This window comes from Pseudomonas sp. GW822-FHT02G04, assembly GCF_058802085.1.
In genome coordinates this window covers 1-23329 of record NZ_JBXANU010000035.1, presented here as the reverse complement: position 1 = coordinate 23329, position 23329 = coordinate 1, and the positions used below count along the sequence as shown (strand labels likewise).

Sequence of the window (23329 nt, the reverse complement as noted above, 5' to 3'; positions counted from 1 at the left end):
TGAGTTTCCTGACTTTTATAAGTCAGGCGTTGTTTGACGCATCGGCGTCGCGTTGTAATGCGCGCTTGCGGCAGGCATCGCCAAATGCCTGGAAAATCGCAAGGTAGTCAGGATTCAAGCTTACCTGCCATTCGGGATGCCATTGCACGCCTAAAGCAAAAGCCTTGCCTTCGATCACAGAGACCGCTTCGATCAGCCCATCGGGCGCCACAGCTTCCACACGAAGGCCCGGCGCCAGCCGCTCGACGCCCTGACCATGAATCGAGTTGACTTGAATGTCGCTCGCCAGGCCCAGCCCCGCAAGTACACCACCCGGCTGGACGTGCACCGGGTGACTGGGGGCGTACTGCCCTTCGAGCGGCAGGCTGTCGTCTTCACGGTGGTCCATGAAGGGACCGGCCTCGTGGACCTTCTGATGCAGACTGCCACCGAACGCCACATTCATTTCCTGGAAACCGCGGCAGATACCGAGCACGGGAACGCCGGCCTCGACAGCGGCGCGGATCAGCGGGAGAGTGGTGGCATCGCGTGCAGAATCATGAGCAGTACCTGGCGCGCTGGCCGGGCCGTTGTAGTGAAACGGTTCTATATTAGAAGGAGAGCCTGTAAAAAGAATGCCGTCCAGAGCGTCCAGAATATCGGACGGCGCCAGTCGATCTGCCAGGGATGGAAGAATCAACGGCAGGCCTTTGGCAGCTGATGCCACGGCGCGTACGTATTTGTCGCCACTGATGTGATAAGCATGCAGACCGATCTGCTTTGAGCAGGCGGTGACGCCGATTAACGGCAGGCGAGACATGAAGCACCCCGGTATTATTGCTGTTATGGGTTTAAATCGAGCTTAGCCTTGTTCATTTTTTTACACAACACCCCCGTAAAAAATACAACACGGCCCGCTCAAGCCCGCGGGCGCCAAGACGTCAGAAGACAAAAATACGCCCCAAAGTGCCTCAAAAAAGCCTTGCGAGCGCTTTTTTAGGGCAAAAAAGGCCTCGCTTGACTTCGGCATGCCGTTCGGGTTGACTGGAATCTGAAAAGATCAATGATTGATATTTTTAACAACAAAGGTGTTGCATCATGTCGGTACCCCCGCGTGCCGTTCAGCTTAACGAAGCGAACGCGTTCCTTAAGGAACATCCTGAGGTTCTGTACGTTGACCTTCTGATTGCGGATATGAATGGTGTGGTGCGCGGCAAGCGCATCGAACGCACCAGCCTCCACAAGGTTTACGAGAAAGGCATCAACCTGCCGGCCTCTCTATTTGCTCTGGATATCAATGGCTCGACGGTGGAAAGCACCGGCCTGGGCCTGGACATCGGCGATGCTGACCGAATCTGCTATCCAATCCCCGACACCCTGTGCAATGAGCCCTGGCAGAAGCGCCCGACCGCGCAACTGCTGATGACCATGCACGAACTCGAAGGTGACCCATTTTTCGCCGATCCGCGCGAAGTCCTGCGTCAGGTCGTTGCCAAGTTTGACGAGATGGGGCTGACCATCTGCGCCGCGTTCGAACTGGAGTTCTACCTGATCGACCAGGAAAACGTGAACGGTCGTCCGCAACCGCCGCGCTCGCCGATCTCCGGCAAACGCCCGCACTCGACCCAGGTCTACCTGATCGACGATCTCGACGAATACGTCGATTGCCTCCAGGACATTCTGGAAGGTGCGAAAGAGCAAGGCATCCCTGCCGACGCAATCGTCAAGGAAAGTGCCCCGGCGCAGTTCGAAGTGAACCTGCACCACGTGGCCGACCCGATCAAGGCCTGCGACTACGCGGTCCTGCTCAAGCGTCTGATCAAAAACATCGCCTACGACCATGAGATGGACACCACCTTCATGGCCAAGCCGTATCCAGGCCAGGCGGGTAATGGTCTGCACGTCCACATCTCGATTCTTGATAAAGATGGCAAAAACATTTTTGCCAGCGAGGATCCCGAGCAGAACGCCGCACTGCGTCACGCGATCGGCGGTGTGCTCGAGACCCTGCCGGCGCAGATGGCTTTCCTCTGCCCGAACGTCAACTCCTACCGTCGTTTCGGCGCACAGTTCTACGTGCCGAACTCGCCGTGCTGGGGCCTGGACAACCGCACCGTGGCGATCCGCGTACCGACCGGCTCCTCCGATGCCGTGCGCATTGAACACCGTGTGGCTGGCGCCGATGCCAACCCGTACCTGCTGATGGCTTCGGTCCTGGCCGGCGTGCACCACGGCCTGGTCAACAAGATCGAGCCGGGCGCGCCCGTGGAAGGCAACAGCTACGAGCAGAACGAGCAAAGCCTGCCGAACAACCTGCGCGATGCACTGCGCGAGCTGGACGACAGCGAAGTCATGGCCAAGTACATCGATCCGAAATACATCGATATCTTCGTCGCCTGTAAAGAGAGCGAGCTGGAGGAGTTCGAACACTCCATCTCCGACCTCGAGTACAACTGGTACCTGCATACCGTGTAAGCGGTTGCCGTAAAAACAACGCCGCCGGCCTTACAGCCTGCGGCGTTTTTTTATGGTCGACATCAAACCTGTGGCGAGGGAGCTTGCTCCCGCTGGAGACCGAAGGACTCCCTTTAACCGGCGACACGGTCCTGCCAGGTACACCGCATTGACCGGTTTGGGGCCCGCTTCGCGACCCAGCGGGAGCAAGCTCCCTCGCCACAGAAGATATGGAACATCTGCCCGCTCTGCGTACAATGCCCGCTGCCCTGCAGGAGACTTCAATGACCCGACTCGCCACCCCACGCAAACCCCGCGCACGCAGCCAGGCCCGGATCGATTCGATACTCGATGCCGCCCGCACGCTGCTGGCCGCCGAGGGTGTGGCCAGTCTGTCGATCTACAGCGTCGCTGAACGCGCAGAGATCCCGCCCTCCTCCGTCTACCACTTTTTCGCCAGCGTCCCGGCCCTGCTCGAAGCCCTGACCGCCGACGTCCACGCCGCGTTCCGTGCTTGCCTGCAAGCGCCCATCGACCACCACGCCCTCAGCGGCTGGCGCGATTTGTCGCGACTGGTGGAACAACGCATGCTCGACATCTACGACGAAGACGCCGCCGCCCGCCAGTTGATCCTCGCCCAGCACGGCCTGACCGAAGTCACCCAGGCTGACCGCCAGCACGACATCGAACTCGGCGATCTGATGCACAAACTGTTCGACCATCACTTCGAGCTGCCAAAGCTGCCGACAGATGTCGATGTGTTTGCCCTGGCCATGGAGCTGGGAGATCGAGTGTATGCACGCTCGGTGCAGCAACATGGGCAGATCACGCCGCGCATGGCTGAAGAAGGGATGCGGGTGTTTGATGCCTACCTCGGGCTGTATTTGCCGCCGTACCTGCCCAAGCGCTCCTTCCCCACGCAATGATCGTTCCCACGCTCCGCGTGGGGAATGCAGCCCGGGACGCTCTGCGTCCCAAAAACCGAACGCGGAGCGTCCGAAGCGGCATTCCCCACGCAGAGCGTGGGAACGATCAGGGCTCACACCCTCCGGGGTTGTTGTTGGCGCACGCACTTACAACTTGGCGATCGACACCTCGGTGGATTTCACAAACGCGATCACTTCGCTGCCGACCACCAGTTCCAGCTCTTTCACCGAACGAGTGGTAATCACCGAAGTGACGATGCCGGAAGCAGTCTGCACGTCGATTTCCGAGAGGACGTCGCCGAGCACGATTTCCTTGATCGAGCCTTTGAACTGGTTACGAACGTTGATGGCTTTGATAGTCATGATGTTGATTCCTGTCGTTGATGAATCTTTAAGTTATTGAGCCCAGCGCAATTGCGTGGGCAACGGTGAAACAGGTTCCGGTTCCGGCGGTTGGCCGGGTACCGACAGCACGCGGTTAAGCACTTCGGTTTCCAGCGCCGCCAGCCGGTGGGAGCCGCGGACCCGAGGGCGCGGCAATTCCACTGCCAGGTCGAGGCCGACTTCGCCCTCTTCAATCAGAATCACCCGATCGGCAATCGCCACCGCTTCGCTGACGTCGTGGGTCACCAGCAACACGGTGAAGCCATGTTGTTGCCAGAGCCGTTCGATCAGTTGCTGCATCTCGATTCGGGTCAAGGCATCCAGTGCACCCAGGGGCTCGTCGAGCAACAGCAGGCGCGGTTGATGGATCAGCGCACGCGCCAGGGCCACACGCTGTTTCTGTCCGCCGGACAAGGCTGCCGGCCATTCGTTGGCGCGATCCGCCAGGCCGACCGACTCCAATGCTTCCAGTGCTTGCGGCCGCCAGTTGCCCTTGAGCCCGAGACCGACGTTGTCGATGACCTTTTTCCACGGCAGCAGCCGCGCTTCCTGGAACATCAGCCGGGTGTCTTCCCGGGCGGCACTCAGCGGCGCGGAGCCAGCAAACAACTCGCCAGCCGTAGGTTTGTCGAGACCGGCAAGCAGGCGCAGCAAGGTGCTTTTACCGCAACCGCTGCGCCCGACCACCGCTACAAACTGCCCGGCCGGAATGTGCAGGTCGATTTCACGCAGCACTTGCCGCGAACCGAAGGTCTTTTGCAGCTTGCGCACTGCCAGCGGAATTCCGCGCAGCAGGCGTGGAGGTTGTTGAGCCGTCATGCGACACCTCCCTTGGCAACCTGATAGGCCGGATGCCAGCGCAGCCACACGCGTTCAAGTCCACGGGCCGCGAGATCAGCGAGTTTGCCGAGCACGGCGTACAAAAGAATCGCCAGCACCACCACGTCGGTCTGCAAGAACTCCCGGGCATTCATCGCCAGGTAGCCGATGCCGGCGCTGGCAGAGATGGTTTCGGCGACGATCAGGGTCAGCCACATGAAGCCCAGGGCAAAACGCACACCGACCAGAATCGAAGGCAGCGCACCGGGCAGGATCACCTGACGGAACAGGCTGAAACCGGACAGGCCATAACTGCGGGACATTTCCACCAGCGCCGGATCGACGTTGCGGATGCCGTGGTAAGTGTTGAGGTAGATCGGGAACAACGTGCCCAACGCCACCAGGAAAATCTTCGCCGACTCGTCGATGCCAAACCACAGGATCACCAGCGGGATCAGCGCCAGATGCGGTATGTTGCGGATCATCTGCACCGAACTGTCGAGCAGGCGTTCGCCCCATTTCGACAGGCCGGTGATGAAGCCCAGCGCCAGGCCAATGCCGCCGCCGATGGCGAAACCGAGCGCCGCGCGCCAGCCGCTGATAGCCAGGTGAGTCCAGATTTCACCGCTGCGGAACAGGCTCACACCGGCTTCGATCACCGCAATCGGCGCCGGCAGAATCCGTGTCGACAACCAGCCCGCCGACACCGACAACTGCCATACCACCAGCAACAAGACCGGCAACGCCCAGGGCGCGAGGGTGTGGATAATTTTCTTCATGGCGGCGCCTCAGCTCTGGGACGCAGCTTTGGGAAGAATGTCGTTGGCCACCATCTCGCCGAACGGGCTGACGTAACCGGCGCTTTTCGGTAGTTCCGGGCGCTCGAGATCCAGGTGCGGGAACAGCAACTCGGCCACCCGGTAGGATTCTTCAAGGTGTGGATAACCGGAGAAGATGAACGTGTCGATGCCCAGATCGGCGTATTCCTTCACCCGAGCGGCCACGGTCGGACCATCGCCGACCAGCGCCGTACCGGCCCCGCCACGTACCAGACCGACACCGGCCCAGAGGTTGGGGCTGACTTGCAGATTGTCGCGGCTGCCGCCATGCAAAGCGGCCATGCGCTGTTGGCCGACCGAATCGAAACGCGCCAGAGAAGCCTGGGCACGGGCGATGGTGTCATCGTCCAGATGAGAGATCAGTCGATCCGCCGCTTGCCATGCCTCGGCGTTGGTTTCGCGGACGATCACATGCAGGCGAATACCGAATCGCACGGTACGACCAAGCTTCGCGGCTTTGGCGCGCACCTGCTCGATCTTCTCGGCAACGGCGGCCGGTGGCTCGCCCCAGGTCAGGACCATTTCGACCTGCTCTGCCGCAAGGTCTTGCGCCGCTTCCGAAGAGCCGCCGAAATACAGCGGCGGACGCGGTTGCTGGATCGGCGGATAGAGCAACTTGGCACCCTTCACGCTGATGTGCTGACCGTCGTAATCGACGGTTTCGCCTTCCAGTACCCGGCGCCAGATCCGGGTGAATTCCACCGAGGCCTGATAGCGCTCCTCGTGACTGAGGAACAAACCATCGCCGGCCAGTTCTTCCGGATCGCCACCGGTGACCAGGTTGAACAGCGCACGACCGCCGGACAGACGATCCAGGGTCGCGGCCTGACGCGCCGCCACCGTCGGGGAAATGATCCCGGGGCGCAGGGCGACGAGGAATTTCAAACGCTGGGTCACCGGAATCAGCGATGCGGCCACCAGCCACGAGTCTTCGCAGGAGCGACCGGTGGGAATCAGCACTCCGCCGAAGCCCAGACGATCCGCCGCTTGCGCGACTTGTTGCAGGTAACCGTGATCGACGGCGCGAGCGCCTTCGGCGGTGCCAAGGTAATGGCCGTCGCCATGGGTAGGCAGGAACCAGAAGATATTGAGGCTCATGGAGTGGTCTCCTTGGGGAATCGAATTACGGCGCTTTGGCCACGGCCGCCGGTGGCGTCCAGATCACGTCTTTAATGCTCAAGGGCTTGGGAATCAGCTTGAGCTGGTAGAAGCTGTCGGCGATTTTCTGTTGGGCGGCGACCACCTCAGGGGTCAGGAACAGCGCGCCGTAGCCTTGGCGTTTCACCGAGGTCAGAGTGATGTCCGCCGGCAGGCCGAGCAGTGGCGAAACCTGTTGGGTTACGTCCTCGGGATTGGCCTTGGACCATTCACCGACCGCGCGCACTTCTTCCACCAGGGTTTTGATCACTTCAGGATTTTTCTGCGCGTAAGGCTTGGTCGCCAGATAGAACTGATGGTTGTCGACGATGCCTTTGCCATCGCGCAAGGTGCGCGCTTGCAGTTGCTGTTCGGCGGCAGCCTGGTACGGGTCCCAGATCACCCAGGCATCGACACTGCCACGCTCGAACGCGGCACGAGCATCGGCGGGCGGCAGGAACACGGTCTGGATGTCGGTGTATTTGAGGCCGGCGTCTTCCAGCGCACGCACCAGCAGGTAGTGCACGTTGGAGCCTTTGTTGAGCACGACTTTCTTGCCCTTGAGTTCCTGCACCGATTTGATCGGCGAGCCCTTCGGCACCAGGATCGCTTCGCTGTGGGGCGCTGGCGGTTCATAAGCGACGTAGAGCAGGTCGGCGCCCGCGGCCTGAGCGAAAACCGGAGGCGTCTCGCCGGTGACGCCGAAGTCGATGGAGCCGACGTTCAGGCCTTCAAGCAGTTGCGGGCCGCCGGGGAATTCCGTCCATTGCACGTCCACGCCTTGGGCGGCGAGGCGCTTTTCCAGGGTGCCTTTGGCTTTGAGCAGCACCAGGGTGCCGTATTTCTGATAGCCGATTCGCAAAGTCTCGGCTTGGGCTTGAGTAATAACGCCGAAGGACACAGCCGCAGCAAACAGAGCGACCAGACCACGACGCAAAATGACAGTGCGCATAGCGCTCTCCTTTTTGCAGTTGGGTTTTGGCTGCACCTGCTTGGCCGTTGGCGGCGGAGTAAGGTGAGTACTTCAAATTCAGGTGTGGCTTAAGTGCTGGCTTAAATGCTCCAGCGAGCACTCAACAAACGTTCGTTCAACAGGTTCGGATCGAGCGGCTTGGGCCGGCGAGCCATGGCGCTGTAAAACAGCTCCAGCGATTCGTTCAACCGTTGCGCAAGCTCGGGGACCAACTGCGCCTGGGCACTGCCTTCGCCGTAAGCAATCTGACTGTCTACGGCGAAAATCCCGTGGAGCATTTCCTGGGCCTTCAGCGCCGACAACACCGGCTTGAGCGCATAATCCACCGCCAGCATGTGGGCGATGCTGCCACCGGTCGCCATTGGCAGAACCACTTTGTGGGCCAAGGCGCGTTCGGGCAGCAAATCAAGTACGGTTTTCAGCGCACCGGAGAACGACGCTTTGTAAACCGGTGTGGCGATGAGCAGGCCGTCGGCGTTATCAATCTGTTGCAACAGATCGATCACCTTCGGGCTGTCGAAGCGGGCATGCAGCAAGTCTTCGGCCGGGAAGTCCCGTACCTGGTAACTCACCACTTCCACACCTTGCTCCTGCAACCAGTGTTTAGAGCGCTCCAGCAACACCCCGGAACGGGAGCGTGGGCTGGGGCTGCCACCGAGTGAGACGACCAGCATTCAGACAATTCCTTGAACGGTGTTGGCGATTCGCAGCTCGCGATCTCGCGTCGATGGAGTGACCTTAACAGGTGATTTATATATCCATAAATCATATTTATTCATTTGGTTATACCTTAAATGAATATGCTGTTCGTCTTTTTCCGGACAAAAAAACAGGCCGTCGAAACGGCCTGAAATCCCCTGCTTTGTAGATCTACACAGCCCCTGTAGGAGCGAGGCTTGCCCGCGAACGGTACAACTCGGTATCTCTGGAGCCCCCAAATACGCCTTCGCGGGCAAGCCTCGCTCCTACAGGGGGACCGGGTTCAATTATCGATTCGGCTGCGGTGTCAGGCGCAGGTACGGTTTCACCGCGCGATAACCCTTGGGAAAACGTCGCTGGATTTCATCTTCGTCCTTGAGCGACGGCACGATCACCACCTCATCACCGTCCTGCCAGTTGGCCGGGGTAGCCACCTTGTAGTTGTCGGTGAGCTGCAGCGAATCGATCACCCGCAGAATCTCATTGAAGTTACGGCCGGTACTCGCCGGGTAAGTGATGGTCAGCCGAATCTTCTTGTTCGGATCGATCACGAACAACGAGCGCACGGTCAGGGTGTCGTTGGCATTCGGGTGGATCAGGTCGTAAAGGTCGGACACTTTACGGTCCGCATCGGCGAGGATCGGGAAGTTGACGATGGCGTTCTGGGTTTCGTTGATGTCCTCGATCCACTTGTGATGCGAGTCCACCGGGTCCACGGACAGGGCGATAGCTTTGACGCCACGCTGGGCGAAATCTTCCTTGAGCCTGGCGGTGAAGCCCAACTCGGTCGTGCACACCGGCGTGAAGTCCGCCGGGTGGGAAAACAGCACGCCCCAGCTATCACCCAGCCACTCGTGGAAACGGAGGGTGCCGGCGCTGGAATCCTGTTCGAAATCGGGGGCGATATCGCCAAGTCTGAGGCTCATGATGCTGCTCCTGGTGAGTGCTTGTTGAGCTCAACTGTGCCTGCGTTTTTATTGAATTAAAAAGAATAAATATTGATTTATTTAGACCCAAAACGAATATTAAAGATCTGTTCACTGGACCTGACCCGCCATCGGGACGAACATCGATCCCAAGGTTCGAGAAGGCCTTGAGTTGTTGCAAAAAAGGGAACTTCAAGGAGGGTTTACGGGGGTGAGCCCGCCTTGAAAACGCAAAAGCCCCGCCCGGCGTGATGCCGGGCGGGGCTTTTTTTCGTCGGTTACGCGAGCGCTATTACAACAGCGGGATCGAGTAGCTGACGATCAGACGGTTTTCGTCCTGGTTGCGCTGAGAGGCAACATCGGAGCGCAGGGCAGCATTTTTCCACGCCAGGCCTACACCTTTGAAAGTGCCTTCCGGAACAACATAGCCAACGGAGAAGTCGCGCTCCCATTCACCTTTGTCACTACCGGTGGCGGTGTTCACGTTGTCACCCTTGAGGTAGATCACGGAAGTCGTCAGGCCTGGCAAACCAACGGTGGCGAAGTCATAAGCGTACTGAGCCAACCAGGTGCGCTCACCGGCACGCTGGAACTTGCCGATCTGCACGTCAGTGATCAGGTAGGTGCTGGCACCGTCACCCTGGTTCAGGTATGGGAAGTCACTGGTTCCATTCACACGCTGATAACCAGCGCTGAGGGCGTGACCTTGCAGGCTATAGGTGAGTTTCGCACTCCAGGTGCGGTTATCGACTTCACCACCATTATGAACGCCGGTGGCGCGGTAACCAGCCAGACGACCTTCCTGGCTCGAGTTTTTGCCATCGGAGTCACTGTTGAAGTAACGCAGGTCGGACTTCAGGCTACCCACTGGCAACGCCAGGTTGTGGGTCAGACCCAGGAAGTGCTGCGTGTAGAAATCTTCCAGGTTGCCGTAGTAGTACTGAGCGACCAGATCCTTGGTGATCTTGTAGTCACCACCGGCATAGTAGAACTCGTTGCTGCGCTTGTTGGAGGTGGCGGTGGTCGTCGCTCCGTTGGAACCAGCAATTGTCAGTGAGTCGTTGTTGGTCGAGTTACGACCTTTGGCGTGTTCCAGCTTACCGCCAACCAGAGTCAGGTTGTCGATATCGTTGGAAGTGATCTGACCACCTTCGAAGGTCTGCGGCAGCAGACGACCGTCGTTGGTAGTTACCACTGGCAGTTTTGGCTGCAGGGTGCCCAGGCGCAGCTCGGTCTTGGAGATCTTGGCCTTGGCGGTCAGGCCCAGGCTGCTGAAATCGTCTACCGCACGACCGTCGCTGTCGCTTGGGAAAACGGTGCCGCCCTTGTTCGCGCTACCAGCGTTGTAGGCAGTACCTTTACCGGAATCCAGCTTAACGCCCAACAGACCGATCGCATCAACACCAAAACCAACGGTGCCTTGGGTATAACCAGAGGCAAAGTTGAAGATGAAGCCTTGGCCCCACTCTTCCTGCTTGGACGGGTTGGCAGTGCCATCACGGTTATCAGTGTTGATGTAGAAGTTGCGCAGCCCCAATGTAGCCTTGCTGTCTTCGATGAAACCGGCGGCGCCTGCCTGCTGCGCCAAAACCCCTACGGCCACAGCCAGGGCCAAAGTGGACTTGTTCATTGTTTCGCTCCTCTCATTTCTAATTCTGGGTTCCTGGTCCTGGGTCGAGTGCCCGGATCCAAAGATGCGCAATTAGCGCCGGGTGGTCAGGCCACCTTGATTTTGGCCGGCATGACAAACCAAAAAGATCTACATCTGAATTTTTAATGCGATTTAGATATATACATCCATGCCGGAACACAAGGTATCGGCTCATGAACCAATTCCTTAACCTTCAAAATCGGGGGTTGCTGAATCTGATACTCGTGTTGCTGCCAATGAGTACCTGATGAATTCATTTTATAGACTCGGGTAAAAAACAAAAAAGAATAAATAATCAATAGAAGCTATATTTTTGGAATATCAAAAAAAGCGCAAAAAAAAGCCTCGCCAGCAGGCGAGGCTCTTTTCTAATGGTTATTACAGGAAGCTGTAGGTGTAGTTGAAGATCAGACGAGTCTGGTCAACATCAGGGTTGTTGGAGACTTCACTGCCACGGTAGACGCCATTACGCAACGTCACGCCGAAACCTTTGAAGCTGCCCTGTTGGATTGTGTAGTCAATCCGCATGTCGCGTTCCCACTCGGATCCATCAGGACCACGGCCGTTCGTTGCTTTGATGTCATCGCCATGCAGGTAGGCAATCGAGGTTTTCAGGCCCGGCACACCCAGCGCAGCGAAGTCATAGGAGTACTGACCGAAGGTGGTGTTTTCACCGGCACGAACGAAGCCGTTGATCATGGAGTCAGTGAACAGGTAGAAGCTCGCGCCACCGTTCGCTTCCGGACGACCATTGCCATCAACCACGCTGCCCTGGTTCAGATAGACGAAACCGCCGTCATCGCTGACGCGCTGGTGACCGACCAGGAAGGCGTTGCCACCCAGGGTGTAGGTGAACATGGCGCTCCAGGTCTTGTTATCGACCTCGCCCGGCTTGCTGGCGTAACCGTTATTGTTGTTGAAACGATAACCGGCATCACCGTTCTTACCGTCGGAGCTGCTGTCGAAATAGCGCAGATCAGTCTTGAAGGACTGGTTGGCATCGATCGGAAAGACGTGGACCAGGCCGAGGAAGTCCTGCTTGTAGTAGTCCTTCAGATTCGAGTGGTAGTACTGCAGGGTGAGGTCCTTGGTGACCTTCCAGTCAGCACCGGCATAACGGAACTGGTTGCTGTCCTGAGTACCGCCAGCCACGGCCAGGCCGGTAGCGTTTGACGAGGCGCGACCCGCCGAGTGTTCCAACTGACCTGCGTTGAAGGTCACGTTGTCGATTTCCTTCGAGGTGATGGTGCCACCCTCAAAGGTCTGTGGCAGCAGTCGGCCGTCATTCGCTACCAGAATCGGCAAGTTAGGCTGCAGAGCGCCACCCAGGTGGGCCTCGGTCTTCGAGAAACGTGCCTTGACGTTAGCCGCCGCGCGGCTCCACTCGTTCACGGCCGAGCCATCGGTATCGCTTGGGAAGAACGTGTTGTTGTTGGCTGGGTGGTGACCCTTGCCGCCGTCCAGATGGATACCAACCAGGGCCTGGGCGTCGATACCGAAGCCGACAGTACCTTGGGTGAAACCGGACAGGTAATCGAACTTGAGGCCTTCAGCGGTCTCTCTCTGATCCGCGCCGCCTTCCCGGTTGTCGTTATTGAAATACATGGTCCGGGAACTGACGGAAGCCTTGCTGTCTTCGATGAAACCGGCGGCGCCTGCCTGCTGCGCCAAAACCCCTACGGCCACAGCCAGGGCCAAGGTGGACTTTTTCATTGTTTCGCTCCTCTCGTTTTCTAATTTTTGTGTTCTTTGGTCTTGGGTCGAGCGCCCTGGATCCACAGATGCGCGATTAGCGCCAGACCGTGACTACCAAGTCAATCGTAACCATGTATGTCTACGACCAAGGTCTGACTTCGAGTATTGGGTCCCTGCCGGGTCATGATTTTTTCATAAACCCAAAAAGAATTTTCAGTCTTTTTTAATACCCTTTAGGAATATTTTTCGTGCGAGTCATCTGAACCGAACAAAAGGCATCGGCTCATAAGCTAATTCCTAAATGGTATTTATTAGCCTTTTTTTAGATCGATTAGCGTTGGCGCATTCCCCACACGTCAATCACTTTCGAAAAGGCGACGCCATCATGGCTAAACGCGCACTATCTAGTCAATTTGTTACAGTTTATGTATCGCTTATATTTTCTTTTTCCGCCCAGGCGGCGAATCTCACGGTCGGCTATCAAACCGGTATCGACCCCAGCAAAGTTCCTCAGGTCGATGGCGTTTACGAGAAAACCATAGGCCAGAACATCGATTGGCGTCGTTTCAACAGTGGTCCGGAGTTGGTCACCGCCATTGCGTCCGGCGATGTGCAGATCGGCAATCTCGGTTCAAGCCCGCTGGCCGCTGCCGCGTCGCGCAACCTGCCGATAGTCGCGTTTATTGTTTCTGCGCAGATCAACGCCGCCGAAGCACTCGTGGTGCGCAACGGCAGCGGCATCGATAAACCGCAAGATCTGATCGGCAAGACCATCGCCACGCCCTTCGTTTCCACCTCTCACTACAGCCTGCTCGGCGCGCTGAAACACTGGGGCCTGGACGCCACGAAAGTCAAAGTGGTGAACCTGCAACCGGCAGAAATCGCCGCAGCCTGGAAGCGTGGCGACATCGATGGCGCGTTTGTCTGGTCGCCGGCGCTGGGGGAAATCCGCAAGACCGGCAAGACGTTGACCGATGCGGCGCAGGTCGGCCAATGGGGAGCACCGACCTTCGAGGTGTGGGTCGCGCGCAAGGATTACGCCGAGAAGCATCCTGAAGTCGTGGCCCGATTTGCCAAGGTCACCCTGGATTCGTTCGCCGACTATGCCGCCCATAAAGACAGCTGGACCGCCGATTCGGTACCGGTGCAAAAAATCGCCAAACTGACCGGTGCCAATGCCGCCGACGTGCCGGAACTGCTGGCCGGTTCCGCATTCCCGGATGCCAAGGCGCAGCAGACTGCCGCGCTGCTCGACGGTGGCACGGCCAAGGCGATTGGCGAGACGGCGAAGTTCTTGAAGGAGCAAGGGAAGGTAGAAACGGTGCTGCCGGATTATTCGCCCTATGTCAGCGCGAAATACGTCACCGAGTAGGACGCAAAACCTGTGGCGAGGGAGCTTGCTCCCGCTGGACCGGGCTGGCGCTCCAGGACGGAGGACTCCCAATCCCAACAACGCGGTGAATCAGTCATAACGCGTTCACTGGCTTTAGGGCCGCTTCGCAGCCCAGCGGGAGCAAGCTCCCTAGCCACAAAAGCCAATATAGACAGCCACTCAGTCAGAGGGCTTTTTCGAAGATCTTCGAATTACGCTGATAGTTGTACAGCGACGCCCGCGCCGACGGCAGGCGATCGACGCTGCTCGGCACGAAACCTCGCTCACGGAACCAGTGGGCAGTCCGGGTGGTGAGCACGAACAGGGTTTTCAGGCCCTGAGCCCGGGCGCGGGTTTCGATGCGCTCCAGCAATTCATCACCGCGACCGCCATGGCGGTACTCCGGGTTAACCGCCAGACACGCCAGCTCCCCCGCATCCGAATCGGCAATCTGATACAGCGCCGCGCAGGCGATGATCATGCCTTCACGCTCGACCACACTGAACTGCTCGATCTCGCGCTCCAGCACCTCGCGAGAGCGACGTACCAGAATCCCCTGCTCTTCCAGCGGGCTGATCAAGTCCAGTAAACCGCCGACGTCCTCGATGGCCGCCTCGCGCACCACCTCGAATTGCTCCTGGGCCACCAGCGTACCGCCACCGTCACGGGTGAACAGCTCGGTCAGCAGCGCGCCGTCTTCGGCGTAGCTGACGATATGACTGCGCGCCACACCGCCCCGGCATGCCTCAGCGGCCGCATCCAGCAGCTCGGCCTGATAGTTGCTGCCCAGGCGTTGCAGGTGCGCCGGCACTTGTTGCGGACGCAACTCGCGAACCAGGCGACCATTTTCATCCAGCAGTCCGAGATCGGCGCCAAACAGCAGCAACTTGTCTGCGCCCAGATCGATGGCCGCGCGGGTTGCGACGTCTTCGCACGCGAGGTTGAAGATCTCACCGGTCGGTGAGTAACCCAACGGTGACAGCAGCACGATGGAGCGCTCGTCCAACAGGCGATTGATGCCCTTGCGGTCGACCCGGCGCACTTCGCCGGTGTGGTGATAATCGACACCTTCGAGCACGCCGATCGGCCGCGCAGTGACCAGATTGCCGCTGGCCACCCGCAGGCGCGAGCCCTGCATCGGCGACGAGGCCATGTCCATGGACAACCGCGCTTCGATGGCGATGCGCAGTTGGCCGACCGCATCGATCACACACTCCAGCGTCGCTGCATCGGTGATGCGCATGCCGTGGTGGTAGTGCGGGGTCAGACCGCGCGCAGCGAGACGGGTTTCAATTTGCGGACGCGAACCGTGAACCAGCACCAGTCGCACGCCCAGGCTGTGCAGCAGCACCAGGTCGTGGACGATATTACCGAAGTTCGGGTGCTCTACGCCGTCGCCGGGCAGCATGACGACGAAGGTGCAATCGCGGTGGGCGTTGATATAAGGCGAAGCGTGACGAAGCCAATTGACGTATTCGGGCATGAACCTGGGCCTGTAATAAATAGCAGCCGAAAAAAGGGTAACGCAGTAAACGCACAGCGGGCTGATGGTTATCGTCGGAACAGGCTTGGCGACACGCGCGCTCTCCTCATAAGTACGGGTAGTGACACTGGCAATTTATACGAGCGGCGCCGGTGTCAGGCAGTAATGTTCGATCAGTTGACGTAATAGATGCACGGTAGGCTGCAAACGTGACATTTCGAGGTATTCCCCCGGCTGGTGGGCACAGGCGATGTCGCCGGGGCCCAAGACCAATGTTTCACAGCCAAGGCGCTGAAGATAAGGCGCTTCTGTGCCGAACGCCACTGCTTCGGCGCGATGGCCGGTGAGCTTTTCGGCGATCCTCACCAATTCCGAGTCCTCGGCCTGCTCGAATGGCGGCACTTCGGGGAACAATGGCGCGTAATCGATCTTCACCTTATGCCGCTCGGCAATGGGGTTGAGCTTCTGCAAGATCGCCGCACGCAGCGCGTTGGGATCCATGCCCGGCAGCGGACGCAGGTCAAACTCCAGTGAGCACTGGCCGCAGATACGGTTGGGGTTATCGCCACCATGAATGCAGCCGAAATTCATTGTCGGCTGCGGCACGCTGAACTGCGGATTACGAAATTCCCGCTGCCACGCCAGACGCAAGCCGCGCAGTTCGCCGATGGCATCGTGCATGGCTTCGAGGGCGCTATGGCCCAGGCTCGGATCCGAGGAATGGCCGCTCTGACCGAGGATGTCGATGCGCTCCATCATCACGCCTTTGTGCAGGCGGATCGGCTTCAACCCCGTCGGCTCGCCAATCACTGCTGCGCGACCTAGTGGCCGCCCGGCTTCGGCCAACGCGCGAGCGCCAGACATCGAGCTTTCTTCATCGCAGGTCGCAAGAATCAGCAAGGGTTGCTTGAACGGTTGGTCGAGCAAGGGTTTGACGGCTTCGATGGCCAGGGCGAAAAAGCCCTTCATGTCGCAACTGCCCAGGCCGACCCAGCGGCCGTCCACTTCCGTCAGTTTCAGCGGGTCGGTCTGCCACAGCGCCGCGTCGTACGGCACCGTATCGCTGTGACCGGCCAGCACCAGGCCGCCGGGGCCTGTGCCGAAACTGGCCAGCAGGTTGAATTTGCCGGGGCTGACCTGCTGGATATCGCAGGCAAAACCCAGCTCCCCGAGCCATGTCGCCAACAAGTCGATGACCGGCCGATTGGTTTGATCCAGGCTGGGTTGGGTACAGCTGACAGACGGCGCGGCGATCAGCGCAGCGAACTGATCTTTCATGGACGGCAAAGGCATCGCTGACTCCCAACTCCCGAATTGAAGTCCATCATAGAACCATCCGGCGACAGGAATAAACCGCTACGGCACGTAGGACGTATGAGTCCTGTACACTGCACGACCTTGGCAGCCACACATTCCCCCGGCTGCGCTCCCGATCCTGGATTTTCCGGCCATGCAGAAAGAAACCGAAATCAAACTCCGCGTCAGCCGCGAAACCCTCGCCGCCCTGCGCGAGCACCCGTTACTGAAAAAACGCAACAAAAGTGGCTGGGAACGCCGTGAGTTGATGAACCAGTACTTCGACACGCCCGAGCGCGACCTGGCCCGCGCCAAGGTTGCCCTGCGCCTGCGCCGCGATGGCGAAGAAGTGATTCAGACCCTCAAGACCCGTGGCCAGAGCGTCGCCGGTCTGTCCGAGCGTCACGAGTACGACTGGCACCTGCCCAAAGCCAAACTCGACGTGAAAAAGCTCGACGGCGAATGCTGGCCCGAGCAGTTGGCCGAACTGGACAAGAAAACCCTGAAAGCCATCTTCACCACCGATTTCGTGCGTGAACGCGCGGAAATCGCCTGGGGCCGTGGCAAGACCAAAGTGGTCATCGAAGCCGCGCTGGACCTGGGCCACGTGGTGGTCGGCAAGCAGAAAGAAGAAATCTGCGAGCTGGAACTGGAACTGCGCGAAGGCGAACCGGCCGCACTGCTGGAACTGGCCGCCGAACTGGCTGCGACCCTGCCGCTGATGCCATGCGACATCAGCAAGGCCGAACGCGGTTATCGCCTGTTCGACGCCAACAGCTACTCGCTGAGCTTGCCGGCGCCGCAGATCAGCGCCGAAATGCCGCTGGACGATGCGTTCGCCGCCCTGAGCTGGCATTTGCTCAGCAGCAGCCAGCGTCTGGCCGAGCAGTATCGCTTCAATGGCCACTGGCGCCTGTTGCAGGACTGGGTCGAAAACCTCGCTGAAATGCGCGCGCTGATCAGCAGCCTCGGCCAAGCCGCACCGCGTCAGTCGACTCACGATCTGCGGGTCGCGCTGGATGCCTTGCTGGAAGACTGGCGCCCGCTGGTACAAGCCGGCCTGGACGACGAAGACGTGCGCAAAGCCGCGCCGGAGCAGTTCCTCGAAGAGCTCGAAGACCCACGTTGGGGCCTGTTCTCGCTGAACACTTCGCGCTGGTTGCTGGCCCGTACCTGGGCTGCCGATCGCAACACTCGCGGTAATCGCCAGGGCGCCGCGCAACTGGGCAGCTGGCTGCCACGCCTGCTGGGCGAAGAAGCCAGTTCGCTGCAATTGCAGCGTTACCAGCAACAGCCGGAAGACCTGGCCGAGCAACTGCCGCGCATCGAGCGCATCCAGGCCTGGCTGCACCATGCCCGTAGCGTGCTGGACATCCCGGAAATGGATCGCCTGTACGGCGAGCTGAAACAGCTTGCCCTGCTAGCTAACGAGCCGATCACCGATGAGTCGCTGGATGCGCGCAAGCAGCAGGCGATCGCGGTGTATCAGAACCGTGCCTGGAAAATGCTATTGCGCATGTAACACCCAACACCTGTGGCGAGGGAGCTTGCTCCCGTTCGGCTGCGAAGCAGTCGTAATCCGGGCATCGCGGTTTGTCTGGCATACCGCAATGGCCGGATTAGGAGCGCTTCGCACTCCAGCGGGAGCAAGCTCCCTCGCCACAAAGGCTCTCGAACATCATCAACGCAACACCGGCAAACTCGTCGTGGATTTGATTTCCGACAAAGCCACGATCGAGTTGACCTCCTGTATCCCCGGCACCATCGACAGCTTCTCGAAGAAGAAGCGCTCATAAGCCTCGATGTCTGCCGTGACGATCCGCAGCAAGAAATCCACCGCCCCCATCAGCACATAACATTCCAGCACTTCGGGGAAACCGCGAATCGCCTCGGTGAACTCAGTGAAGTTCGAGCGCCCGTGGGCGTTGAGTTTGATCTCGGCGAAGATTTGCGTGTTGAGGCCGATTTTCTTGCGGTCAAGCAACGTCACCTGACCGCGAATGATCCCCTCCTCCTTCATCCGCTGAATCCGCCGCCAGCAGGGCGACTGCGAGAGCCCCACCTGTTCGGCGATCTGCGCGCTGGAGAGCGAAGCGTCCTCTTGCAGTAACGCGAGTATCTTGCGGTCGTAGTTATCCAACTCGCTGTGCATAGAAAAACCCGAAATTAATATGATCTTGAATTAATCGATTCGATAAATCGGCAATAGGCCCAATCATAGATAAGAAATGCCCGGCACCGAATGTAAAAATTCCTCCAGTGATTTTGGAGCCCGACCATGCCGCCCCTCGAAGCCGTGAACACCCCGCCCGCCCGCGCCGATGTCTGGAACGTCAGCAACGCCCACTGCCGCGTTCAATACCAACTGCTGGCCGAGGCCGAGCCGGATCTGCTGTGCCGCGCGCTCAATCTGTTCGCCTTGCAGTTTCTGACGCCGCAACAGGTCAACGTGCAACGCCTGGACGATCTGCTGTCGATCGACATCGTCATGGACGGCCTGAGCTGGCACCGTGCCCAGGTGATCGCGGAAAAACTGCGTAACCTGATCAGCGTCTGTTCGGTGAATCTGCAAGCGGCTGATTCGGCGTGGCAAGAGCCGACTCAGGCAGCTGGCTGACCCCCTCCCCTGAAAAAAGCCGACACGTGTTGGTCCGGTAGTGGCCCAACGGTCTGCGGGAGCGCAGCTATCCTTTGCGAACGGTTGTTCATAAGGAGCCCGCATGTCCGTTCAACTTGCCACTCAGGACCGCTGGCTGGACCTTAACGATTTGCTGCGTGAACTGGTCGCCCAGGGCTTTGTCAGCCAGGACTCGGCCGAACACGCACTCAACGCCCGCCGCCGTCACGCCACCAATGGTCAACAACATCCGCTGGAGTTCATCGCCAGCCAACACCTGGACGACCTCAGCCGTCCCGGTAAACACCTCGATCTGGAAAGCCTGACGCTGTGGCTGTCCCAGCAGGCCGGCCAGCCTTACTTGCGCATCGACCCACTGAAAATCAACGTCGCCGCCATTACGCCGCTGATGTCCTATGCCTTCGCCCAGCGCCACAAGATTCTGGCGGTGTCCATCGACCGCGATGCCGTCACCGTGGCCAGCGCCCAGCCCTTCGTCAGCGGCTGGGAAGCCGACCTGACCCACGTGTTGAAACTGCCGATCAAGCGCGTGGTGGCCAACCCGGTGGACATCCAGCGCTTCAGCGTGGAGTTTTTCCGCCTGGCCAAATCGGTCACCGGCGCCACCAACGCCGATCAGCAGACAAGCAACCTGGGCAACTTCGAACAGTTGCTCAACCTCGGCGCCAGCGACCAGGAGCCGGACGCCAACGATGCGCACATCGTCAACATCGTCGACTGGCTGTTCCAGTACGCGTTCCAGCAGCGGGCCAGCGATATCCACATCGAGCCCAGGCGCGAGCAAGGCACGGTGCGTTTTCGCATCGACGGCGTGCTGCACAACGTCTATCAATTCCCGCCGCAGGTGACCATGGCCATCGTCAGCCGCCTGAAAAGCCTGGGGCGGATGAACGTCGCGGAAAAGCGCAAACCCCAGGACGGCCGGGTCAAGACCAAAACCCCGGACGGCGGCGAAGTCGAGCTACGGTTGTCGACATTGCCCACGGCGTTCGGCGAGAAGATGGTCATGCGGATCTTCGACCCGGAAGTATTGCTCAAGGACTTCGATCAACTGGGCTTTTCCGCCGATGACCTGCGCCGCTGGCAGGACATGACCCGTCAGCCCAACGGCATCATTCTGGTGACCGGGCCGACCGGTTCGGGCAAGACCACCACGCTGTACACCACCCTCAAGAAACTGGCGACGCCGGAGGTCAACCTCTGCACCATCGAAGACCCGATCGAAATGGTCGAGCCGGCGTTCAATCAGATGCAGGTCCAGCACAACATCGACCTGACCTTTGCCGCCGGCGTACGCGCGCTGATGCGGCAAGACCCGGACATCATCATGATCGGCGAGATCCGCGACCTCGAAACCGCCGAGATGGCAATTCAGGCGGCACTCACCGGTCACCTGGTGCTGTCGACGTTGCACACCAACGATGCCCCGAGCGCGATCAGCCGCCTGCTGGAACTCGGCGTGCCGCATTACCTGATCAAGGCCACGGTGCTCGGGGTCATGGCCCAGCGTCTGGTCCGTACGTTATGCCCTCACTGCAAGGCGCCGCTGACGTTGGGCGAAGACGACTGGCAAACCCTGACCCGGCCTTGGCAGGCGCCATTGCCGACCAATGCCCAGCGCGCCATCGGTTGCCTGGAATGCCGCGAAACCGGCTATCGCGGTCGTGCCGGGGTTTACGAAATCATGCAACTGACGGACGGCATCAAAGCGCTGATCAACCCCGACACCGACTTGCTGGCGGTCCGCCGTCAGGCGTTCAAGGAAGGCATGCGCAGTTTGCGGTTATCGGGGGCGCAGAAAGTGGCGGCGGGTTTGACCACGATCGAAGAGGTGTTGCGGGTGACGCCGCAGAGTGAGCAGAAATAGGCATCCCCTAATACCTACGCAAAAAGCGCCGGAAGCAAAACCTGTGGCGAGGGGGCTTGCCCCCGCTGGGGCGCGCAGCGGCCCTAAATTCGGCAAACGCATTGTGTCAGGAAGAATGCATTTGCCGGTTTTACGACTGCTGCGCAGCCGAACGGGGCGATGCGGCGTTCCGACAAGCCCCCTCACCACACTGACGGTATCAGCCATAGTCCCTGCCCCCTCCAAGTCGCATAGCAAGCCTTTTGCCCTACACTCTGGTCATCGCAATTCAACCAGACTGGACAGGGACCGTTATGAGCATTGCACTGATTCTCTTCGTCGCGCTGGTCGTGGCCATTCTTTTCATGGGCTTCAAAGTGGTGCCCCAGGGGTTTGAATGGACGGTCGAACGCTTCGGCCGTTACACCAACACCCTCAAGCCAGGACTGAGCATCATCATCCCGGTGATGGACCGCATCGGCCGCAAGATCAACGTGATGGAAAGCGTGCTGGACATTCCGCCCCAGGAAGTCATCACCGCCGACAACGCCACCGTGCAGATCGACGCCGTATGCTTCTTCCAGGTGGTCAATACCGCCCAGGCCGCCTACGAGGTGAACAACCTCGAACATGCCGTGCGCAATCTGCTGCAAACCAATATCCGTACCGTACTCGGGTCCATGGAGCTGGACGCGATGCTCAGCCAGCGCGACAACATTAACGAAAAACTGCTGCGCACCGTCGATGAAGCCACGGCGCCGTGGGGCATCAAGATCACCCGGATCGAGATCAAGGACATCAGCCCTCCCGCAGACCTGATGGCCGCCATGTCCGGCCAGATGAAAGCCGAGCGGATCAAGCGCGCACAGATTCTGGAAGCCGAAGGTTTACGCGCCTCGGCGATCCTCACTGCCGAAGGCAAGAAGCAGGCGCAGATTCTCGAAGCCGAGGGTAGCCGTCAGGCGGCGTTCCTCGAAGCCGAAGCCCGGGAACGTCAGGCCCAGGCCGAAGCCCAGGCCACCAAAGTGGTGTCCGAAGCCATCGCCGGCGGTAACGTGCAGGCGGTCAACTACTTCGTCGCACAGAAGTACATTGATGCCTTGGGCAAGCTGGCCTCGGCCAACAACAGCAAAGTGATCCTCATGCCGCTCGAAGCCGGTTCGATGATCGGTGCAGTCGGTGGCATCGGCGAAATCGTCAAGGCCACCTTCGACGGCAAGAAAGGCTGAGGTCGCTGCCTATGGAACTGTTTTCGTTCTGGAGCTGGCTGGCCCTGGGCACGCTGTTGCTGATCCTCGAGGTGTTCGGTGCCGGCGGTTATCTGCTGTGGATCGGCATGGCAGCTGCCGCCGTCGGCGTGCTGACGTTCCTGATACCGGGTTTGCCCTGGGAATGGCAGGTGCTGTTGTTTGCCGTTTTTTCGATCCTCACCGCCCTGTACTGGTGGAGACGTCAGCGCAGTGTGGTGCGGGCCAGCGATCAGCCGAACCTGAACCTGCGAGGACAAGAGCTGATCGGCAAGGTGTTCGTGGTTAGCGAGGCGATTATCAATGGCCGCGGCAAAATCAAGGTCGCTGACGGTGTGTGGATGGCCCGCGGGCCTGATGCCGCGTCCGGCAGCCGTGTTCGGGTGATCGGGCAACAAGGGGCGATTTTACTGGTGGAGCGGGCCGACTAACGTCACGGAACTCGATTGGGTTATTGGCAATCAAAGGCCGCAGTTAAAACCCAGTGGAGTCACCTTTTATGCGTCTCAAACTTGCTGTCGCTACCGTCGCCGTGTTGTCCCTTCAAGTCGGTTCGGCGATGGCTGATGACAGCTTTTTGCGTAACGTCCTTACTTCCGGTGCCACCACCGGTACGTCCTACCTGACCTCCAGGGATCACAAGCTGATCGTCGCCGCCCAGGACGACGCCGGCAGCTTTGTCGCCAGTGACGGCGCCATTCGCGGCCCCTATCTGGAAGCCGCCATGCAGAAAGTCCGCGCTGAAAACCCTGGCCTGCAAGCCACGGACATGGAACTGGCGAACGCCATCCTGGCGAAGAATGCCATCGCCTCGAAGTAAGGTTCGTTGCTGAACAAAAAATGCCGCTCTAAATGAGCGGCATTTTTTCGCCCCGTATTTGTAGGAGCGGGGGGGGGGGGGGGGGGGGGGGGGGGGGGGGGGGGGGGGGGGGGGGGGGGGGGGGGGGGGGGGGAGGGGGGGGGGG

General features: G+C 59.5%; 22 protein-coding genes. 9 read left to right on the top strand and 13 right to left on the bottom strand.

What is annotated here, in order from left to right; genetic code table 11:
• Positions 1-22: 22 nt before the first annotated feature.
• Complete coding sequence (locus tag AC1RO5_RS28260) at positions 23-799, bottom strand: gamma-glutamyl-gamma-aminobutyrate hydrolase family protein (RefSeq protein WP_064621023.1); 777 nt, start codon at positions 797-799, stop codon at positions 23-25.
• Between the two features lie 278 nt (positions 800-1077).
• Here AC1RO5_RS28260 and AC1RO5_RS28255 point away from each other — a divergent pair, with 278 nt between their 5' ends.
• Together AC1RO5_RS28255 and AC1RO5_RS28250 are read left to right on the top strand one after the other, a co-directional pair.
• Positions 1078-2454: a glutamine synthetase family protein gene (locus tag AC1RO5_RS28255; protein ID WP_007939256.1), complete on the top strand. Its 1377-nt coding sequence runs from the start codon at positions 1078-1080 to the stop codon at positions 2452-2454.
• 263 nt (positions 2455-2717) lie between these two features.
• Positions 2718-3359 (top strand): TetR/AcrR family transcriptional regulator, encoded by a 642-nt coding sequence (locus tag AC1RO5_RS28250; protein ID WP_493178949.1) that lies wholly within the window; start codon positions 2718-2720, stop codon positions 3357-3359.
• Between the two features lie 147 nt (positions 3360-3506).
• On the opposite strand, the gene AC1RO5_RS28245 is transcribed toward AC1RO5_RS28250, so the two are convergent.
• The 9 genes from AC1RO5_RS28245 to AC1RO5_RS28205 all read right to left on the bottom strand — a co-directional run bounded on the left by AC1RO5_RS28245 (position 3507) and on the right by AC1RO5_RS28205 (position 12500).
• Positions 3507-3722, bottom strand: coding sequence for a TOBE domain-containing protein (locus AC1RO5_RS28245; RefSeq protein ID WP_003229256.1), 216 nt, complete (start codon positions 3720-3722; stop codon positions 3507-3509).
• A gap of 33 nt (positions 3723-3755) precedes the next feature.
• Complete coding sequence (gene ssuB / locus AC1RO5_RS28240) at positions 3756-4562, bottom strand: aliphatic sulfonates ABC transporter ATP-binding protein (protein WP_493178948.1); 807 nt, start codon at positions 4560-4562, stop codon at positions 3756-3758.
• Positions 4559-5341, bottom strand: a complete 783-nt coding sequence (ssuC, locus tag AC1RO5_RS28235) for an aliphatic sulfonate ABC transporter permease SsuC (RefSeq protein WP_493178947.1) — start codon at positions 5339-5341, stop codon at positions 4559-4561. The genes ssuB and ssuC overlap by 4 nt, the downstream gene beginning before the upstream one ends.
• A 9-nt stretch (positions 5342-5350) precedes the next feature.
• On the bottom strand, positions 5351-6499 hold the full coding sequence (gene ssuD, locus AC1RO5_RS28230; RefSeq protein WP_493178945.1) for an FMNH2-dependent alkanesulfonate monooxygenase: 1149 nt from the start codon (positions 6497-6499) through the stop codon (positions 5351-5353).
• Positions 6500-6524: 25 nt separating this feature from the next.
• On the bottom strand, positions 6525-7490 hold the full coding sequence (locus tag AC1RO5_RS28225) for a sulfonate ABC transporter substrate-binding protein (RefSeq protein ID WP_493178943.1): 966 nt from the start codon (positions 7488-7490) through the stop codon (positions 6525-6527).
• Positions 7491-7591: 101 nt separating this feature from the next.
• Positions 7592-8185 carry an NADPH-dependent FMN reductase gene (ssuE, locus tag AC1RO5_RS28220; protein ID WP_493178942.1) on the bottom strand — a complete coding sequence of 198 codons (594 nt, stop codon included), beginning with the start codon at positions 8183-8185 and terminating at the stop codon, positions 7592-7594.
• Positions 8186-8497: 312 nt separating this feature from the next.
• Positions 8498-9136 (bottom strand): peroxiredoxin, encoded by a 639-nt coding sequence (locus tag AC1RO5_RS28215; RefSeq protein ID WP_007940388.1) that lies wholly within the window; start codon positions 9134-9136, stop codon positions 8498-8500.
• Between the two features lie 292 nt (positions 9137-9428).
• On the bottom strand, positions 9429-10766 hold the full coding sequence (locus AC1RO5_RS28210) for an OprD family porin (RefSeq protein WP_493178940.1): 1338 nt from the start codon (positions 10764-10766) through the stop codon (positions 9429-9431).
• A 399-nt stretch (positions 10767-11165) separates the two neighbouring features.
• On the bottom strand, positions 11166-12500 hold the full coding sequence (locus AC1RO5_RS28205; RefSeq protein WP_493178938.1) for an OprD family porin: 1335 nt from the start codon (positions 12498-12500) through the stop codon (positions 11166-11168).
• A 367-nt stretch (positions 12501-12867) separates the two neighbouring features.
• Here AC1RO5_RS28205 and tauA point away from each other — a divergent pair, with 367 nt between their 5' ends.
• A complete protein-coding gene (tauA, locus tag AC1RO5_RS28200; RefSeq protein WP_493178937.1) occupies positions 12868-13854 on the top strand; it encodes a taurine ABC transporter substrate-binding protein in 987 nt (328 codons plus the stop codon).
• 184 nt (positions 13855-14038) lie between these two features.
• Here the strand turns inward: tauA and argA are convergent, their stop codons facing one another.
• Together argA and argE are read right to left on the bottom strand one after the other, a co-directional pair.
• Positions 14039-15337 (bottom strand): amino-acid N-acetyltransferase, encoded by a 1299-nt coding sequence (gene argA / locus AC1RO5_RS28195; protein WP_105340730.1) that lies wholly within the window; start codon positions 15335-15337, stop codon positions 14039-14041.
• A gap of 135 nt (positions 15338-15472) precedes the next feature.
• Positions 15473-16630 carry an acetylornithine deacetylase gene (argE, locus tag AC1RO5_RS28190; RefSeq protein ID WP_493178936.1) on the bottom strand — a complete coding sequence of 386 codons (1158 nt, stop codon included), beginning with the start codon at positions 16628-16630 and terminating at the stop codon, positions 15473-15475.
• Positions 16631-16787: 157 nt separating this feature from the next.
• On the opposite strand from argE, the gene AC1RO5_RS28185 reads away from it, so the two are divergent.
• On the top strand, positions 16788-18155 hold the full coding sequence (locus tag AC1RO5_RS28185) for a CYTH domain-containing protein (protein WP_493178934.1): 1368 nt from the start codon (positions 16788-16790) through the stop codon (positions 18153-18155).
• A gap of 159 nt (positions 18156-18314) precedes the next feature.
• On the opposite strand, the gene AC1RO5_RS28180 is transcribed toward AC1RO5_RS28185, so the two are convergent.
• A complete protein-coding gene (locus AC1RO5_RS28180; protein ID WP_493178933.1) occupies positions 18315-18785 on the bottom strand; it encodes an Lrp/AsnC family transcriptional regulator in 471 nt (156 codons plus the stop codon).
• A gap of 126 nt (positions 18786-18911) precedes the next feature.
• Between AC1RO5_RS28180 and AC1RO5_RS28175 the strand changes: the two genes are divergently transcribed.
• The 5 genes from AC1RO5_RS28175 to AC1RO5_RS28155 all read left to right on the top strand — a co-directional run bounded on the left by AC1RO5_RS28175 (position 18912) and on the right by AC1RO5_RS28155 (position 23184).
• Positions 18912-19250, top strand: coding sequence for an ACT-like domain-containing protein (locus AC1RO5_RS28175; protein WP_493178931.1), 339 nt, complete (start codon positions 18912-18914; stop codon positions 19248-19250).
• A gap of 103 nt (positions 19251-19353) precedes the next feature.
• The gene (tfpB, locus tag AC1RO5_RS28170) at positions 19354-21138 is read left to right on the top strand and encodes a type IV pilus assembly ATPase TfpB (protein ID WP_493178929.1); all 1785 of its coding nucleotides are present in this window, start codon (positions 19354-19356) and stop codon (positions 21136-21138) included.
• A 293-nt stretch (positions 21139-21431) separates the two neighbouring features.
• Positions 21432-22346 (top strand): SPFH domain-containing protein, encoded by a 915-nt coding sequence (locus AC1RO5_RS28165; protein ID WP_007940374.1) that lies wholly within the window; start codon positions 21432-21434, stop codon positions 22344-22346.
• Positions 22347-22357: 11 nt separating this feature from the next.
• Positions 22358-22795: an NfeD family protein gene (locus AC1RO5_RS28160; RefSeq protein ID WP_493178927.1), complete on the top strand. Its 438-nt coding sequence runs from the start codon at positions 22358-22360 to the stop codon at positions 22793-22795.
• Positions 22796-22863: 68 nt separating this feature from the next.
• The gene (locus AC1RO5_RS28155; RefSeq protein ID WP_018927594.1) at positions 22864-23184 is read left to right on the top strand and encodes a DUF2388 domain-containing protein; all 321 of its coding nucleotides are present in this window, start codon (positions 22864-22866) and stop codon (positions 23182-23184) included.
• Positions 23185-23329: the final 145 nt, after the last annotated feature.